The sequence below is a fragment of the Nonomuraea insulae genome, from assembly GCF_042656245.1.
Window position 1 is genome coordinate 39438 of the sequence record NZ_JBHSPA010000003.1, and the last position, 14660, is coordinate 54097.

A 14660-nucleotide genomic window follows, 5' to 3' on the forward strand; every position below is an offset into this window, starting at 1 on the left:
CGGCCGCCGCCGAGAGCGCCAAACTGCGTGCTGCCCTGCTGCCCGTGCCCAAGGGCATGAGCATCGCCTATGGGCCGGAAATGGGGGCGTTCGGCTCGCTCAAGTCAACCCAGCAGGGCCTGGCCGCCGTTCAGCAGGCCAAGGTGCAACACCCGGAGTGCGCGGGGGCCGCCCAGCTCGACGCCGCCAAGCCCGAGGTCGCCAAGTCGCCCGCCGCGGTGGTCGCCTTCTCCGCGGCCCGCGGCTCGATCACCCAGGCCATCGTGTCGCTGCCGTCGGCCGCCTTCCCCGCGCCACTGCCCCAGCAGTGCACCTCCTACACCGCCGACGTCAACGGCACCAAGGTCTCCTACAAGACGCGCACCCTCGACATGCCCGCCAAGGGCGATCAGTCGCGCGCCTACCTCACCACGGCCGCGGGCGGCAAGCAGAACGCGCAGATCGGCTCGGTCATGATCAGGCGGGGCGCGCTGATCATGTCCATGCTCGTGGTCGGGCAGCGGGTCAAGCCGCAGGGCCTCTACGAGCTGGCGAAACTCGCCGACCAGAACCTGGCGCAGGTCACCAGATAGATCTTTTCGGAGGAGAGGGGCCCTCGTGGGGCGCGGCAGGTCAGCGGCCCTCGAAGAGGTCCACGAGGGCGGAGGCGCGAGGGGTGCGCTGGACGTGGATCTCGCGGCCTTCGCGCCGCCGCAGGACCAGCCCCGCCGACTCCAGCCAGTTGCAGTGGTAGGTGACGGCGTTCGGGGCGTATTGAACCCGCCGGGCCAGCGCCCCCATCGTCAACGGCCGCTCCAGCGTGGTCAGGATGGCCGAGCGCACGTCCCCGACGAGGATCTCCAGGAAGTTCTCGCGCGACCTGGGAGGACCGTCGGCCCCGGGCAGCGGGTAGCCGATCCAGACGGCGTCGGGACCGTCGAGACGCGCGATGAGCGCGTTGGGCCCGGCGAGCATCGGCATCAGCACCAGCCCCCGCGACCCGATCGAGAAGCGTTCGGGCTCGAAGTCGGGAAAGCTGAGCGTCCCGTCGGTGAAGCGGCAGTTGGCGTGCAGCCCGTTGAGCACCACGTCGAGCGAGCGGCGCGCGGCCGCCACCGCCACCCGCTCGACCTCGCGCTCGAACAGCGGCCTCGCCCGCGTCCAGACGGGGTCCATCGCGGCCCAGGCCGCCTCCACAAGCGAGGCGTACCCGTGCAGCCAGCGCTGCGGATGCTTGAGCGCGGGCCGCCAGTGCGTCGGCGGGCGCCCGTCGGTGATGGTCTCCACCTCGCTCAGCAGCGCGTCGGGCGGCAGGTCGCGCAACATCTCGACCTGCGTCGGCACGTCCAGGTCGCGGGTGAACTCCCCGGGCAGCACCAGATCGGGCAGCACGCTGAACCCGGGCGTCGCCAGGGAACGCAGCACCATCTCGTCGGGCACCAGGGCGGCCGAGCGCACCAGCCGCCGCCACGGCTCGGGGGCGCCTCTGGTCCGCCCTGACAGGGCGTCGGTGATCAGGGCCAGCATCGACAGCCCCGGCGTGAGGGTCACCGACACCGGGACGCGGTCAAGCCGTTCGATGACCAGATTCGTGTGCATGATCCCGCCGGCCCCTGCAACCTCTTGCGTCACTCCGATCGCAGGTCACTTTACCCGTACGGCACGTTCAGATGAGGACGTGGGCGTCGGGGCGGCCGACGAAGGCGAACTGGGCGTTCCTGGTCAGCTTGATGTGGTCGGCCTGCCAGGTGTGCATCGCGGTGTCGGCGCTGCGCCAGTAGACGAAGTTGAAGCGGTCCGCCGAGTAGATCTTGACGGAGTCCTCCTTGAGGCGCCGTACGAGGTGGGTGTCCTCGCCCCTGGTGATGTCGGCGAACCGGTAGGTGCGGAACAGGTCCGCCTTGCCGAGGAACGTGCCGCCCTGGACCAGCCACGAGTAGCGGTTCTCCAGCCCGGGCAGGCGCAACATCGTGGTGTTGGAGCCCTCGAAGTAGGCGTAGTGCGCGCCCTTGCCGGTCAGCTCCGCGTCCGAATAGTCGAAGGCCCGGACCAGGTCCGACAGATAGTGCTCCCCGTACAGGTTGTCGTCGTCCATCTTGGCGATCAGCTCGCCCTCGGCGGCGGCGATGCCCAGGTTCATGCAGGCCCCGAGCGAGAGTGACGCGTCGGCGGGCAGGACCGTGACGTCCGTGATGCCCGCCATGCGGGCCTTGTCCGCCACCACGACCGGGTCGATGTCGAGGCCGTGCAGCACCATGATGAGCTGCAGCGGCCGGTGGAGCTGCTTGGCCACCGAGGAGATCGCGTGCTCGATCTGCGAGGCGCGGTTGGTGGGCAGCACGACGGAGATCGAGCGCGAGCGGGTCGTCACGTGGTGGCCGAGGTCCTGCAGGATCTGGTCCACCCGGTGCGAGAACAGGTGCTTGTCGAACACCTCGCGCATCGCCAGGTGCCCCATCCTGGCCCGCAGCTCGGGGCTGTTGATCAGGTGCAGGACCTGGTTGTAGGACTCGATCGGCTCCCGCGCGATCGGCACCAGGTCGCCGAACGTCTCCTCGATCGCCCGCGACCATCCCGACACCACGGGCGTCGAGCAGGCGGACAGCTCGAAGACGCGCCGCGCGCACATGGTCGGCGAGTCGAGCACGGAGTTGACGTTGAGGAAGACCTTGTACATCCGGTACGCGGCCAGCATCTGGTCGTAGGGCAACTCGCCCACGATGTGCGGCCGGTACTTCTCGGGCCAGGCGTACTTCTCGTCCACCTCGCCGTTGCGCGCGAAGATGTGCAGGCCCAGCTCCCTGACCGGGTCGAGCACGGTCTCCATCTGCTCGCGGCGCTCGGGATGCTTGTCGCGGAAGTACATGCCGGCGAAGACCACGTCGTGCAGGCGGCCCTTGGGCTGCTGGATCGGGTTGTGGACGCGGGGCTGGGCGGCGAACTGCAGCACGTCCACCCGATCATGTCCCAAAATTTCCCGATATTTCGGCAGCATGTCACCGTCGCAGGTGAACACGTAGTCGAACAGCTTGGCCGTGTCGATGAAGAAGTCGAAGTTCGGCGGGTCCTCCTTGTTCCAGAAGACCGTCGGGATGCCCTCCCGCCTGCACCAGGCCACCAGCTCGCGGAGCGGCTCCTTGGGGGCGTTCGTGCCGGTCATCTGGTAACGCCAGCGACCCTGGTTCCCGTGCCAGGCCGACTCGCAGAACAGCAGGTCGGGCCGCTTGTCGGCGAAGATCTCCGGCCAGTCCTTGAGACCGAACTCGATCTGGTCCCACTCGTAGCGGAAGGCCATCCTGGAGAAGTCGTCGAGGATCACCGCGACCTTCAGCTCCGGCCTGTTCACCGGGCCGGCGGGCCACTTCACGCCGGGCACCTCGGCCAGCGGGGCCCGGTGGTTGGCCAGCTCCGTGGCCTCGCTCACCGGCATCGGCGGCTTGGGCGCCCGCTCCTTCGACCGGACCGCGTCGACGATCCTGCCCGGGCTCTTCGAGCCCAGCGCCTCGCCCAGCTTGAACGTGCGCTTGGCCTGCGTGGCCTCCAGCTTCCACGTCGCGTACGCGGCCTTGGCCTCGGCGATCTCCAGCCGTCGTCGTAGCTCCCTGGCCTCCGCCTCGTAGCGCTCGACGAGCTTGCGCTCCTCAGGCAGCCAGTTGACGGGCCCGAGCCGCTGGTAGGTGGGCTCTTCGGGGAGTTCGGCCATGGTGATACGCCTATCGCTCAGCAGAGGTAAGTCATAGTACGGCGGATACGCCCGCTATTCGGGGCGTTTGCCCTGAGAGGCAGGAGCCAGGTTGTCACCCTTCAGCCAGGCGGCGATCACCGTGGCGATCCGCGGCCCGGCCTTGCCGTCCCACAACACCGGCAGCTCACCGGCCGGCGTGGCGGCCCCGTCGGCCAGCGCCTTCTCCGCGGCGGCGGGCAGCAGGGCGGGCGTGACCAGGCGGTTCGTGCCGTGGGTGATCGTGATCGGCCGCTCGGTATTGGGCCTGACGGTCAGGCAGGGGACGCCCAGCATGGTCGTCTCCTCCTGCACGCCGCCGGAGTCCGTGACGACCAGCGCGGCACCCCGTACGAGTGAGAGGAAGTCCACATAACCGAGCGGATCGACGACCTTGACCGTCTCACCGTCGACCAGCCCGGCCTGTGCCAGCCGCACCTTGCCGCGCGGGTGGATCGGCACCACGATCGGGACCTGCCGCGAGACCTCCAGCACCGCGTCCACCAGCTCCCTGGCGGCCTCGGCGGTGTCCACGTTCGCGGGCCGGTGCAGCGTCGCGACGGCGTAGCGGGCCGGCAGGCCCAGCCGCGCCACGATGGGCGCCGGGTCCAGCGCCGGCAGCGCCGAGAACAGGCTGTCGATCATGGGGTTGCCCACCAGGTGCACCTTGGACGGCGGCACCCCCTCGGACGCCAGGTACGACAGCGCCTCCGGCGAGGTGGCGAACAGCAGGTCGGCCAGCGCGTCGGTGACGACCCGGTTGACCTCCTCCGGCATGCCCCGGTCGTACGAGCGCAGCCCCGCCTCCACGTGCGCCGTCCGCACGCCCAGCTTGGCGCACACCAGGATCGCGGCCAGGGTGGAGTTCACGTCGCCGTAGACCACGACCAGGTCGGGCTCGTGCTCCTCGACGACCTCCTCCAGGCCGACGAGCAGGGCCGCCGTCTGCTTGGCATGGCTGCCGGAGCCGACTCCCAGGTTCGCCACCGGCTCGGGCAGACCGAGGTCGGCGAAGAAGACGTCGGACATCAGCGCGTCATAGTGCTGACCAGTGTGGATGATGCCCTGCCGCACGCCGAGCTCGCCGAGTGCCCGCACCACCGGGGCCGCTTTCACGAAATTGGGACGAGCACCCAAAACGTGCAGGACCAGGGGGTTCTCCCTCATTGACCTCGCCTTTCATAGCGGAAGGGAAAAAACGCTGCCTATGGTACGGTCCCACCGTGGCATCCGACGCCAGTCGTCAAGACTCCTCCCGTACATCCGACAGGGTTTCCGCGAAGTCCGCCCGTGCCGGCGTCGGGGGACTTCTCAAGGGCTTCGTCCAGCACCCGATCATCGTCTCCCGCGTGGTCATGACGAAGGTCAAGTCCGACCCCGTCCGCGTGGCCCAGGCCGCCGCCGACACCCTCCCGCCCGTGCTGCGCCCGGTCGTGGGCAGCGTCGCCTGGCCGGTCGCCCGGCGAGCCAGGCGCATGGTCCGCAAGTTCGGCATGCGCGTGGTCAAGGGGCCGTGGAACGAGGCCAAGGAACTCTGGGACGCCGGCCGGGTGAGTGACGCCGCCGCCGTGCTGGACGCTCACCACAAATACCCGTTCGTCAAGCGCAGGGCCGCCTACTACCGGGGCGAGCTGGCCGCGATCAGCCCCGACCCGATTCCGCCCGGCCACAAGGTGGCCATCCTGGAGCGGATCCAGGGCCGGGTTCTGCACATGGTCACGAACGCGCTGCCGTACACGCAGGCCGGTTACACCGTGCGCACCCACCGCATCGTCACCGCGCAGAAGGTCGCCGGGCTCGACCCGCACGTGGTCACGAGCTGGGGCTGGCCGATGTTGCAGGGGCACGCGGACGCGGTGCCCTACGACGAGCTCGACGGCATTCCCTATCACCGGCTGCTGCCCGACCGGCACGGCGAGATGCCGTTCGAGATGCGCGGGCGCATGATCAAGGGCGCCGACCGGGTCACCAAGCTCGTGACCGAGTTGCAGCCGCAGGTCCTGCACGCCGCCACCGACCATCGCAACGGCTCGGTCGCGCACGCCGTCCGCGACAGGACGGGCACCCCGTACGTCTACGAGGTGCGCGGCTTCCTGGAGGAGACCTGGGCCTCCCGCGACCCCATCCGCGTCGGCAGCCAGCGGCACGTGCTCCAGCGCGATCGCGAGGCGTTCCTGATGCGCGAGGCGGACGCGGTCGTCACGCTGGCCGAGACCATGGCCACCGAGATCGTCGAGCGCGGCGTGCCCAGGGAGCGGATCCACCTGGCGCCCAACGCCGTGGACGACTCGCTGCTGACGGCCCACTACGACGGGGCCTCGTTCAGGCGGTCGTACGGCATCGCCGACGGTGAGATCGTCGTCGGCTCGGTGTCCAGCATCGTGGCCTACGAGGGCTTCGCGACCCTGCTGCGGGCCGCCGCGCTGCTGCGTGACGAGGCCACCCCGGTACGCGTGCTCATCGTGGGCGACGGCACCGAGCGCGACAACCTCCTGCAGCTGGTCGAGGAGCTGGGCCTGAAGGACGCCATCCTGCCCGGCAGGGTCGGCCCCGACGAGGCGCTGCAGGCGCAGGACGCCATCGACGTCTTCGCCTGCCCGCGTGAGGATCTTCGGGTGTGCCGACTTGTTACGCCATTGAAACCCGTCGAGGCGATGGCGCTCGGCAAGCCCGTCGTGCTGAGCGATCTGCCCGCGCTGTCCGAGCTTGTCGGCTCCGACGGGGCCGGTCTGCTGGTGCCGGCGGGCGATCCGGCCGAGCTGGCCAAGGCGCTCGCCGGGCTCCGTGAGGACCCGGCCAGGCGTGCTGAGATGGGTGAGGCAGGACGGGCTGAAGTGGCGGCGAAGCGCACGTGGAGCCGCGTTGCCGAGACTTATCAGTCTCTATACCGATCGCTTGCGGAATGATGACCTTCACGTTGCCTGCCAGTTGTGACGGGTTCTGTCGCATTAGGCGTGAGCTAGGTGGACTTGAGATAACCTTTGCGACCATGAAGTGTTGTTTCCGGCTCCCAAAGGCACAGCTGTGACAGAAATCGACATGACTGTCATCGGCCTGGGCTACGTCGGCATGCCTCTCGCCAAGGAGGCGGTGCGTGCCGGCCTGCGGGTCGCCGGCCTGGACGTGGACCCCGCCAAGGTGGACGCGCTCAACGCCGGACAGTCCTACATCGATGACCTGACCGACGCCGACCTCGAGCACATGCTGGCCAGCGGGTTCAGCGCCACGCTCGATGAGACCGTGCTGGCCAGGAGCAACACGATCGTCATCTGCGTGCCCACCCCGCTGGATGAGGATCACCGCCCGGACCTGTCCGCGGTCGAGGGCGCGACCAAGGCCGTCGCCCGCAACCTGAGCAAGGGCACGCTCGTCGTCCTGGAGTCCACCACGTGGCCCGGCACCACCGACGAGGTGGCCAGGCCGCTGCTGGAGAGCGCAGGGCTGGTCGCGGGTGAGGACTTCCACCTGGCCTTCTCGCCCGAGCGCATCGACCCGGGCAACCCCAAGTTCGGCCTGCGCAACACACCCAAGGTCGTGGGCGGCTACACGCCGACCTGCCGCGACCGGGCCACAGCGTTCTACGGGCAGTTCGTCGAGCAGGTGGTGCCCGTCAGCGGCACCCGCGAGGCCGAGATGGCCAAGCTGCTGGAGAACACCTACCGGCACGTCAACATCGCCCTCGTCAACGAGATGGCGATCTTCTGCGACGAGCTCGGCATCGACCTGTGGGAGGCCATCGAGGCGGCGGGCACCAAGCCGTTCGGCTTCCACAAGTTCCTGCCGGGGCCGGGGGTGGGCGGGCACTGCATTCCCGTCGATCCCTCGTACCTGTCCTACACCGTGCGCAAGCTCGGCTACCCGTTCCGGTTCGTGGAGCTGGCGCAGGAGATCAACGAGCGGATGCCGTCCTACGTGGTGGCGCGCGTCCAAAGGTTGCTGAACAGGCATAAAAAGGCTGTTAACGGCGCCAGAGTCGTTATGCTCGGCGTCACGTACAAACCGGATATCGCCGACGATCGTGAGACTCCGGCCCTCCCTGTGGCGCGTGCGCTGCTGGAGCTGGGCGCCGAGCTCACGTTCGCGGACCCGTACGTGAGGGAGTGGTCGGTAGACGGCACCCCGGTGCCGCGTGAGGAGGATCTGGCCGAGGCCGTGATCAACGCGGACGTGACGCTGCTCCTGCAGCAGCACTCCGCGTTCGACCTCGACATGGTCGAGGCGAAGGCCAGGCTCGTGCTGGACACCCGCGGCGTTCTCGCCGAGGGTGAACGCGTCGAGCGGCTGTAGCGACGGAGGGCTGCGCGCAGTGCACGTGCTCGTCATGACGGTGGTGCATAACCCCGAGGACGCGAGAATTCTGCATCGGCAGATCCGTGCCCTTGTGGATGCCGGTCATGAGGTCACGTACGCGGCGTCGTTCACGGCGCACGGCGTGGTCCCCAGACCGTGGGTCACCGGTGTGGATCTGCCCCGGGCCGCCCAGCGTAATCGGGTGTCCGCGACGCTGGCCGCGCGCCGGCTGTTCAAGCGTATGCGGAACAAGGTCGACCTCGTCCTCATCCACGACCCCGAGCTGCTGTTCGCGGTGTGGGGCATGCGCAACAAGCCGCCCGTGGTGTGGGACGTCCATGAGGACACCCCCGCCACGCTCTCGCTCAAGCCGTGGCTGCCGGCGCCGCTGCGGCCGCCCGTGCGGTTCCTGGCCCGCATGCTGGAGGGCACCGCGGAGCGGCACATGCACCTGCTGCTGGCCGAGACGGCCTACGCGGGCAGGTTCAAGCACGCCCACCTCATCGTGCCGAACGAGACCTGGGTGCCCGACTCCGTGACGCCGCCCGGCGACGACCGGGTGGTCTACCTCGGGTGGTTGTCCAGGGCCCGGGGCGTGTTCGAGGCGATCGACGTGGCCAAGCTGCTGCAGCCGTACCGGGTTACGGTGGAGCTGATCGGGTACGCCGACCCGCAGAGCCGCCCGGTGCTCAACCAGGCCGTCACCGACGGCCTGCTGGAGTGGCGCGACTTCATGCCCAACGACGAGGCGCTCAAGCGGCTCGACGGGGCGCTCGCGGGGTTGTCGCTGCTGCACGACGAGCCGAACTACCGGCACTCGATGCCGACGAAGATCGTCGAGTACATGGCGCACGGCATCCCCGTCATCACGACGCCGTCGCCGCGGGCGGTCGAACTGGTGGAGCGTTATGACAGCGGCGTCGTGGTGCCCTGGGAGGACGCCAAGGCGGTCGCCCAGGCGGTGCTGACCCTGCGGGACGACGTACGCGAGCGGCGGGCGCAGGGCGCGCGCGGTTACGCCGCGGCGCGCGCGAACCACCACTGGCCCAACTCGGCCAAGCGGTTCGTCACACAGCTGGAGTCCTGGGCCGGGGTCAAGCCGTAATTCACGAGGGCGGGTAGGTTCCTGAACGTGCGCTGGCTCTTGCTGGTCGTGGGCGCAGCCATTCTGGCCGTGGTCGCGACCGTGATCATCGTGCTGCCGTCTTCAGACGACAAGGTGACGACCGCCGGCAAGTCGGCGCTCCCCACACCGGCGAAGACCGACCCGACGCCGAAGGTGAGCGAGTTCACCGACCCCTGTGGAACGTTCGACACCGACGAGGTGGCCCCCTACGCCGTCACCGGCTACTGGATCACTCCCCAGTCGAACGTCTGCACCTGGCGCAAGCAGCTCCAGGAGATCCACCGCGTCGGCGGCGACACGATCATCAGGATCGGCTACGGCCTGCAGTTCCGCACCGTCACCGACACGGGGGAGATCCGGGCCAAGGACGGCACCGTCGACCCGCTCTACAAGTCGTGCAAGGAAGATGGTATGACCTGCTACGACGCCGCTCTCCACGACCTGCAGGAGGCCAACCCCGACAACCGCATCGGCCGCATGTACGTCTACCGCACCGACGAGTCGTTCGACGAGGGCCTGTTCCGCTGCGCCCAGATGGAGCACCCGATCAGGGCCGGCAACCGGATCTACTACCGGCTCCTCACCCAGGCCGACGGCTCCGACGACGCGACCTGCGACTTCACCAAGAAGGCCAGGTCGTACGACATGATCCTGGTGGCCGGCTCGACCAAGGACAGCCTGAGTGAGCTGCTCGACCTGGCCGACCAGTTCGGCATGCGGGTCTTCCCCGCGCTCCCGCTCGCGCCGCGCGACTCCAAGAACCCGATCAGGGCGGAGAAGCGCCACCTCGGCACGCTCACCACGCTGACCCGGCGCATTTTGCAGGACTACGGCGTGCGCTTCGCCGACCGCGACGCCCTCGGTGGCGTCTACCAGCCGTTCGAGGTCCAGATGTCCTCGACGCTGGCCACGAACCCGACGCTGGAGGTCTACGCCGACCAGCACACGATCGTCGCGCAGGAGCTGGGCAAGCCGATCCTGATCAGCCCCTACCTGGACGCGCGCAAGCGGGTGTCCTTCGGGCAGACGCCCAAGCAGGTGGCCGAGGGGTTCAAGGCCCTGGTGAAGACCGGGGTCGGGATCATCGCGCCGCAGGACAGCCGGGGGACGGGCAAGGTGGGGCTGTTCTGGCCCGACCAGCGGAAGAGCGAGGTGGACGAGCGGCTGCGGCCGGTGGTGGGGGAGTCGACGTACGACACGGCCTACCTCGGGTCGACGCGCGACTACTACCGCGAGATGGCGGCCGCCCGTGAGGAGATGCTCGACTCGGGCTACCAGGTGGAGCTCTGGGCGAACGTGGAGGCGTTCGAACCCTCGGGCGACCAGCCGTGCGCTCCGACGGGGACGCGTGGCAAGACGGACAAGAAACGCCTGGACCAGGCGGTCACGATGGCCGGCCGCTACGTCCAGAAGATCGTCTCCTATATGTGGAGCGATTTCATGACATGCGGGAAGCCGTCCCTCGAAGACGAGATCGCCGAGGACTGGCGGCGTCCGATCGCCGTGGACGCCATCCGCCGCCCGCGCGACATCCAGGACGGTCTGGAGGTACGCGGCTACAACTTCAAGGACAGCACCGTCACGATCACCTGGAGCGGAGGCACCAAGGAGATGGTGGTGTCGTCGGTGGGGTGGCTGGATGAGGACCCGATCGACGACGAACTGCCGGAGGGGATGGCGACGGCGTGGGTGCCGTTCGACTGGGCCCAGGTGCCGGCGGGGGAGTGGGTCGAGATCGGGGTCAAGGTCCCCTCCGGCCAGTCGACGACCGAGCCGTTACACGTACGCATCGTCACGTAGGGGCTCCGGCGTACGGTTCGCTGCTCGCCCACGACTGCGTGTAACGTGCCTGCCATGGTCCCGAGCGTCCCGGTCAGCGTCGACCTGGTGGTGCTCACCGTGCGCAACCAGGCCCTATGCGCTCTGGTCTGGCGCCGCGACAACCCCCCGTTCCTGCGCCGCTGGTCCCTCCCGGGCGGCTTCATCCAACTGGACGAAGACCTTCCGGCCGCCGCCCACCGCATCCTCTCCGAACGGGCCGGCCTCCCGGGCGCCCCGGTGCATCTGGAGCAGCTCCAGACCTACGGCTACCCCGACCGCGACCCCCGCCAGCGGGTCCTCAGCGTCGCCTACCTCGGCCTGGCCCCCGACCTCCCGGCCTCGGAGAAGGCCCACATGAGCTGGCAGCCGATCGCCTCGCTGGCCGTCATGGCCTTCGACCACCGGCGCATCATGCTGGACGGGATCGAACGGGCATGGGGCAAGCTGGAGTACACCTCGCTGGCCGCCGCCTTCTGCCCCCCCGAGTTCACGGTGGCGGACCTCCGCCGGGTGTACGAGATCGTCTGGGGCCGCACGCTGGACCCCAGGAACTTCCACAGGAAGGTCACCAAGGCGGAGGGCTTCCTGGTGGAGACGGGCGGCACGACGACAAGAGACGGCGGCCGCCCGGCCAAGCTCTTCCGCCGGGGCCCCGCCGTCCTCCTCCACCCCCCGATGCTCCGCAGCCTCAAGGAATAAGACCGGCCGCGATGGTCCGGGCGCACTCCAAGGACTCGGTATGCGTGGTGTCCACCTCCACGTCATAGACCACGCCGCGATGGGCCACCTCCGCCTGCAGTTCGGCCATCCCCCGGACGCGATCCCCCCGGGCGATCTCCCGACCGGCCGCGACCGCGCTCTCGCACCGGACGCCGACCCACAACACCTCCAGCCCGCCAAGAGCCTTCTGCCACTCCTGCTGGGAACCCGCCCCGCCAAGAAGGACGTCATCCACGATCACCCGGGCGCCGGCGCGGGCCATCGCGGCGACTCCCTCCATCCACGCACGTTGCAACGCCCTGAACTCCGCCCCCACATGCACCGCGCCATCGGCGGCCAGCACGATTCCCGCGTCCGAGCCCTGCATGGACACGGGCATGGCCTGGATCAACGAATCGACCCCGAAGGCGAGCCACGGATCCGGCAGGACGGCCTGCAGACAGCGCACGATTCCGGACTTTCCCGAGCTGGAGCCGCCGTTCACCACGATCACCTGAGTAGTCACCGCACCACCCTAGAAGCCGCCCCCGACCTCGGAAAAGCGCTTTTCTGAGTGGACCCTTTCTCCGGCCCCTCCCGAATGGCACTCTTGATCAGTGACCCGTAGGAGTGGCCCGTTAGCGATCCTCGCGCTCGCGATCATGATCGTCGCAGCGGGCGTGATCACCATGCTCGCCCTGCTGGGCGGCGCGGCCTCCGAAGAGGCGGCGCCACCCCCGGAACAAGCGGCAAGCGCCCCGAACGCGCTCAAGACCTTCCCCTGGACCAGGGGCGTCGATCCCAGCCTCCCCCACACCCTGGTCGTCGGCGTGGACATCGAGCCCGGCACCTACACCACCAAGGGCAGCGACCGCTCACCCAACTCGTGCTCCTGGTACCGGCTGAGTGAGCTGTCGGGAGAGGCCGGCTCCGTGATCGACTCTGGTACGACCGTCGGCCCCGTGACGGTCACCATCCTCCCGACGGACAAGGGATTCGTGACCGAGGCGTGCAAGGAGTGGGTGGGACCTGGGTGATGCCTCATCCCGCCGCGCCTCCTAAAGTGATTCCATGCCTCGTTTCCGCCAGATCCTGGACACTATGACCGCCTACAAGCCGGGTAAGGCGGTTGCCGCCCCCGACGGGCGGTCGTACAAGTTGTCGTCCAACGAATCCCCGTACGACCCGCTGCCCTCCGTGGTCGAGGCCATCGCCGAAGGGGCGCGGCAGGTCAACAGATACCCGGACCCGGGGGCCGTCGAGCTGACCGAGGCCATCGCGGAGCGGTTCGGCGTTCCCGCCGAGCACATCGCGCTGGGCGCCGGGTCGGTGACGGTGGCACAGCAGTTGTTCGAGACGGTGGGGGAGCCCGGGGCCGAGGTCGTGTACGCGTGGCGGTCGTTCGAGGCCTACCCGCTGCTCGCCGACCTGGCCGGGGTGAAGTCGGTCACGGTGCCCCTGGCGGGTGAGGACCACGACCTGGACGCCATGGCCGAGGCGATCAACGACCGCACCCGCATGGTGCTGGTGTGCAACCCGAACAACCCCACGAGCACCGCCATCCGCAGGGCCGAACTGGAGGCGTTCCTCGACCGGGTGCCGGAGGACGTGCTGGTCGTCCTGGACGAGGCCTACCGCGAGTACGTGCGTGACGAGGACGTCCCCGACGGCCTCACCCTCTACGGTGACCGGCCGAACGTCGCGGTCCTGCGTACCTTCTCCAAGGCGTACGGACTGGCCGGCCTGCGCGTCGGCTACGTGATCGCGCCCGAGCCGGTGGCGACCGCCGTGCGCAAGACGATCGTCCCGTTCGCCGTCAACCACCTCGCCCAGATCGCCGCCATCGCCTCGCTGAAGGCCGAGGACGAGCTGCAGGAGCGGGTCGAGCGGGTGGTCAAGGAGCGCACCCGGGTACGCGAGGCGCTCATCGCCCAAGGCTGGACGGTGCCGCCCACCGAGGCGAACTTCGTCTGGCTCCGCCTCGGCGAGCGCACCCCCGACTTCGCCGCGGCCTGCGCCGTGGAGGGCGTGGCGGTGCGGCCGTTCGGCGTGGAGGGTGCGCGCGTGTCCATCGGCTCGCCCGAGGCCAACGACGCCTTCCTGGCCGCGGCAGGAAGATTCCGCCGTTAGGAGACGGCCACCTCTTCTGGAACGAGGGCCCTGGACTTCGCGCGTCGCTCGATGGACACCACCAGGGCGACGCCGACCAGGATGATCAGCCCGCCGACCACGATCTGCGCCGTCACGTGCTCGTTCACCACGAGCACGCCGAGGAGCACGGCGACGATCGGGTTGACGTAGGCGTACGTCGAGACCAGCGAGATCGGCGCGTTGCCCAGTAGCCACGTGTACGCGGTGAACCCGACCAGCGAGCCCACCAGCACCAGGTACGTCAGCGCCGCCCACGACCGCCCCGAGACGGCCGCCAGGTCGACGTGTTCCCCGATCGAGGTGCTGACCACGGCCAGTCCCGCGCCGCCGGCCAGCATCTCGATCGCGCTGGCCGTCCACACGTTGGGGGGCATCGGGATCCGCGCCGACAGGAACGAGCCGATCGACCACGACAGCGAGGCCAGCAGGATCACCACGATGCCCGGCGCGGCGCCGGACTCGCCGCCGCCGTTCAGCGACAGGGCCGCCACCCCGACGAACCCGACCAGCACCCCCGCCAGCGTCATCACCGCCGGCCGGTCCCTGACCACGATCCTGAACACGACCAGCCACAGCGGCACCGACGCCACGAGCAGCGCGGCCAGGCCGCTGGAGAGGTGCTGCTCGGCCACGGCGACCATGCCGTTGCCGCCGGTGAGCAGCAGCAGCCCGGCCAGCGCGGCGCCGCCGAACTGGCGCAGGGTCATCCTGAACGCCGCCAGGCCCTTCCTGACCAGCAGGAAAGCGGCGAGCAGCAGGGCGGCGGAGAGGAACCGCATCGCGCCGTGGAGCAGCGGCGGCAGGGTTTCGATGGAGATCCTGATGCCGAGGTACGTCGAGCCCCACACCACATAGACGATCCCCAAGGCGCTC

Annotated in this window: 13 protein-coding genes; 8 read left to right on the plus strand and 5 right to left on the minus strand. The window is 69.2% G+C overall.

Annotated elements, in window-relative coordinates; translation table 11 throughout:
* The coding region (locus ACFPZ3_RS00670; RefSeq protein ID WP_379511911.1) for a hypothetical protein at nucleotides 1-572 on the plus strand (572 nt) is incomplete at its 5' end.
* 40 nt (nucleotides 573-612) lie between these two features.
* On the opposite strand, the gene ACFPZ3_RS00675 is transcribed toward ACFPZ3_RS00670, so the two are convergent.
* From ACFPZ3_RS00675 to wecB, 3 genes are all read right to left on the minus strand, one after another.
* Nucleotides 613-1578 (minus strand): winged helix-turn-helix domain-containing protein, encoded by a 966-nt coding sequence (locus ACFPZ3_RS00675; protein WP_379511912.1) that lies wholly within the window; start codon nucleotides 1576-1578, stop codon nucleotides 613-615.
* 67 nt (nucleotides 1579-1645) lie between these two features.
* A complete protein-coding gene (locus ACFPZ3_RS00680; RefSeq protein ID WP_379511913.1) occupies nucleotides 1646-3682 on the minus strand; it encodes a glycosyltransferase family protein in 2037 nt (678 codons plus the stop codon).
* Between the two features lie 54 nt (nucleotides 3683-3736).
* Nucleotides 3737-4867, minus strand: a complete 1131-nt coding sequence (gene wecB, locus ACFPZ3_RS00685) for a non-hydrolyzing UDP-N-acetylglucosamine 2-epimerase (protein ID WP_379511914.1) — start codon at nucleotides 4865-4867, stop codon at nucleotides 3737-3739.
* Between the two features lie 56 nt (nucleotides 4868-4923).
* On the opposite strand from wecB, the gene ACFPZ3_RS00690 reads away from it, so the two are divergent.
* From ACFPZ3_RS00690 to ACFPZ3_RS00710, 5 genes are all read left to right on the plus strand, one after another.
* Nucleotides 4924-6606, plus strand: coding sequence for a glycosyltransferase family 4 protein (locus ACFPZ3_RS00690; RefSeq protein WP_379511915.1), 1683 nt, complete (start codon nucleotides 4924-4926; stop codon nucleotides 6604-6606).
* Between the two features lie 133 nt (nucleotides 6607-6739).
* Nucleotides 6740-7987 (plus strand): nucleotide sugar dehydrogenase, encoded by a 1248-nt coding sequence (locus ACFPZ3_RS00695; protein ID WP_379511916.1) that lies wholly within the window; start codon nucleotides 6740-6742, stop codon nucleotides 7985-7987.
* A gap of 19 nt (nucleotides 7988-8006) precedes the next feature.
* Nucleotides 8007-9095 (plus strand): glycosyltransferase, encoded by a 1089-nt coding sequence (locus ACFPZ3_RS00700; protein ID WP_379511917.1) that lies wholly within the window; start codon nucleotides 8007-8009, stop codon nucleotides 9093-9095.
* A 27-nt stretch (nucleotides 9096-9122) separates the two neighbouring features.
* Nucleotides 9123-10916: a DUF4434 domain-containing protein gene (locus ACFPZ3_RS00705; RefSeq protein ID WP_379511918.1), complete on the plus strand. Its 1794-nt coding sequence runs from the start codon at nucleotides 9123-9125 to the stop codon at nucleotides 10914-10916.
* 54 nt (nucleotides 10917-10970) lie between these two features.
* On the plus strand, nucleotides 10971-11636 hold the full coding sequence (locus ACFPZ3_RS00710; protein WP_379511919.1) for an NUDIX hydrolase: 666 nt from the start codon (nucleotides 10971-10973) through the stop codon (nucleotides 11634-11636).
* On the opposite strand, the gene cpt is transcribed toward ACFPZ3_RS00710, so the two are convergent.
* Entirely contained in the window at nucleotides 11626-12162 is a 537-nt protein-coding gene (gene cpt, locus ACFPZ3_RS00715) for a chloramphenicol phosphotransferase CPT (protein ID WP_379511920.1), read from the minus strand. The genes ACFPZ3_RS00710 and cpt overlap by 11 nt on opposite strands.
* A 136-nt stretch (nucleotides 12163-12298) precedes the next feature.
* Between cpt and ACFPZ3_RS00720 the strand changes: the two genes are divergently transcribed.
* Together ACFPZ3_RS00720 and hisC are read left to right on the plus strand one after the other, a co-directional pair.
* The gene (locus ACFPZ3_RS00720; protein WP_379511921.1) at nucleotides 12299-12673 is read left to right on the plus strand and encodes a hypothetical protein; all 375 of its coding nucleotides are present in this window, start codon (nucleotides 12299-12301) and stop codon (nucleotides 12671-12673) included.
* Between the two features lie 34 nt (nucleotides 12674-12707).
* Nucleotides 12708-13766: a histidinol-phosphate transaminase gene (hisC, locus tag ACFPZ3_RS00725; protein WP_379511922.1), complete on the plus strand. Its 1059-nt coding sequence runs from the start codon at nucleotides 12708-12710 to the stop codon at nucleotides 13764-13766.
* On the opposite strand, the gene ACFPZ3_RS00730 is transcribed toward hisC, so the two are convergent.
* Nucleotides 13763-14653, minus strand: coding sequence for an EamA family transporter (locus tag ACFPZ3_RS00730; protein ID WP_379511923.1), 891 nt, complete (start codon nucleotides 14651-14653; stop codon nucleotides 13763-13765). The genes hisC and ACFPZ3_RS00730 overlap by 4 nt on opposite strands.
* Nucleotides 14654-14660 lie beyond the last annotated feature (7 nt).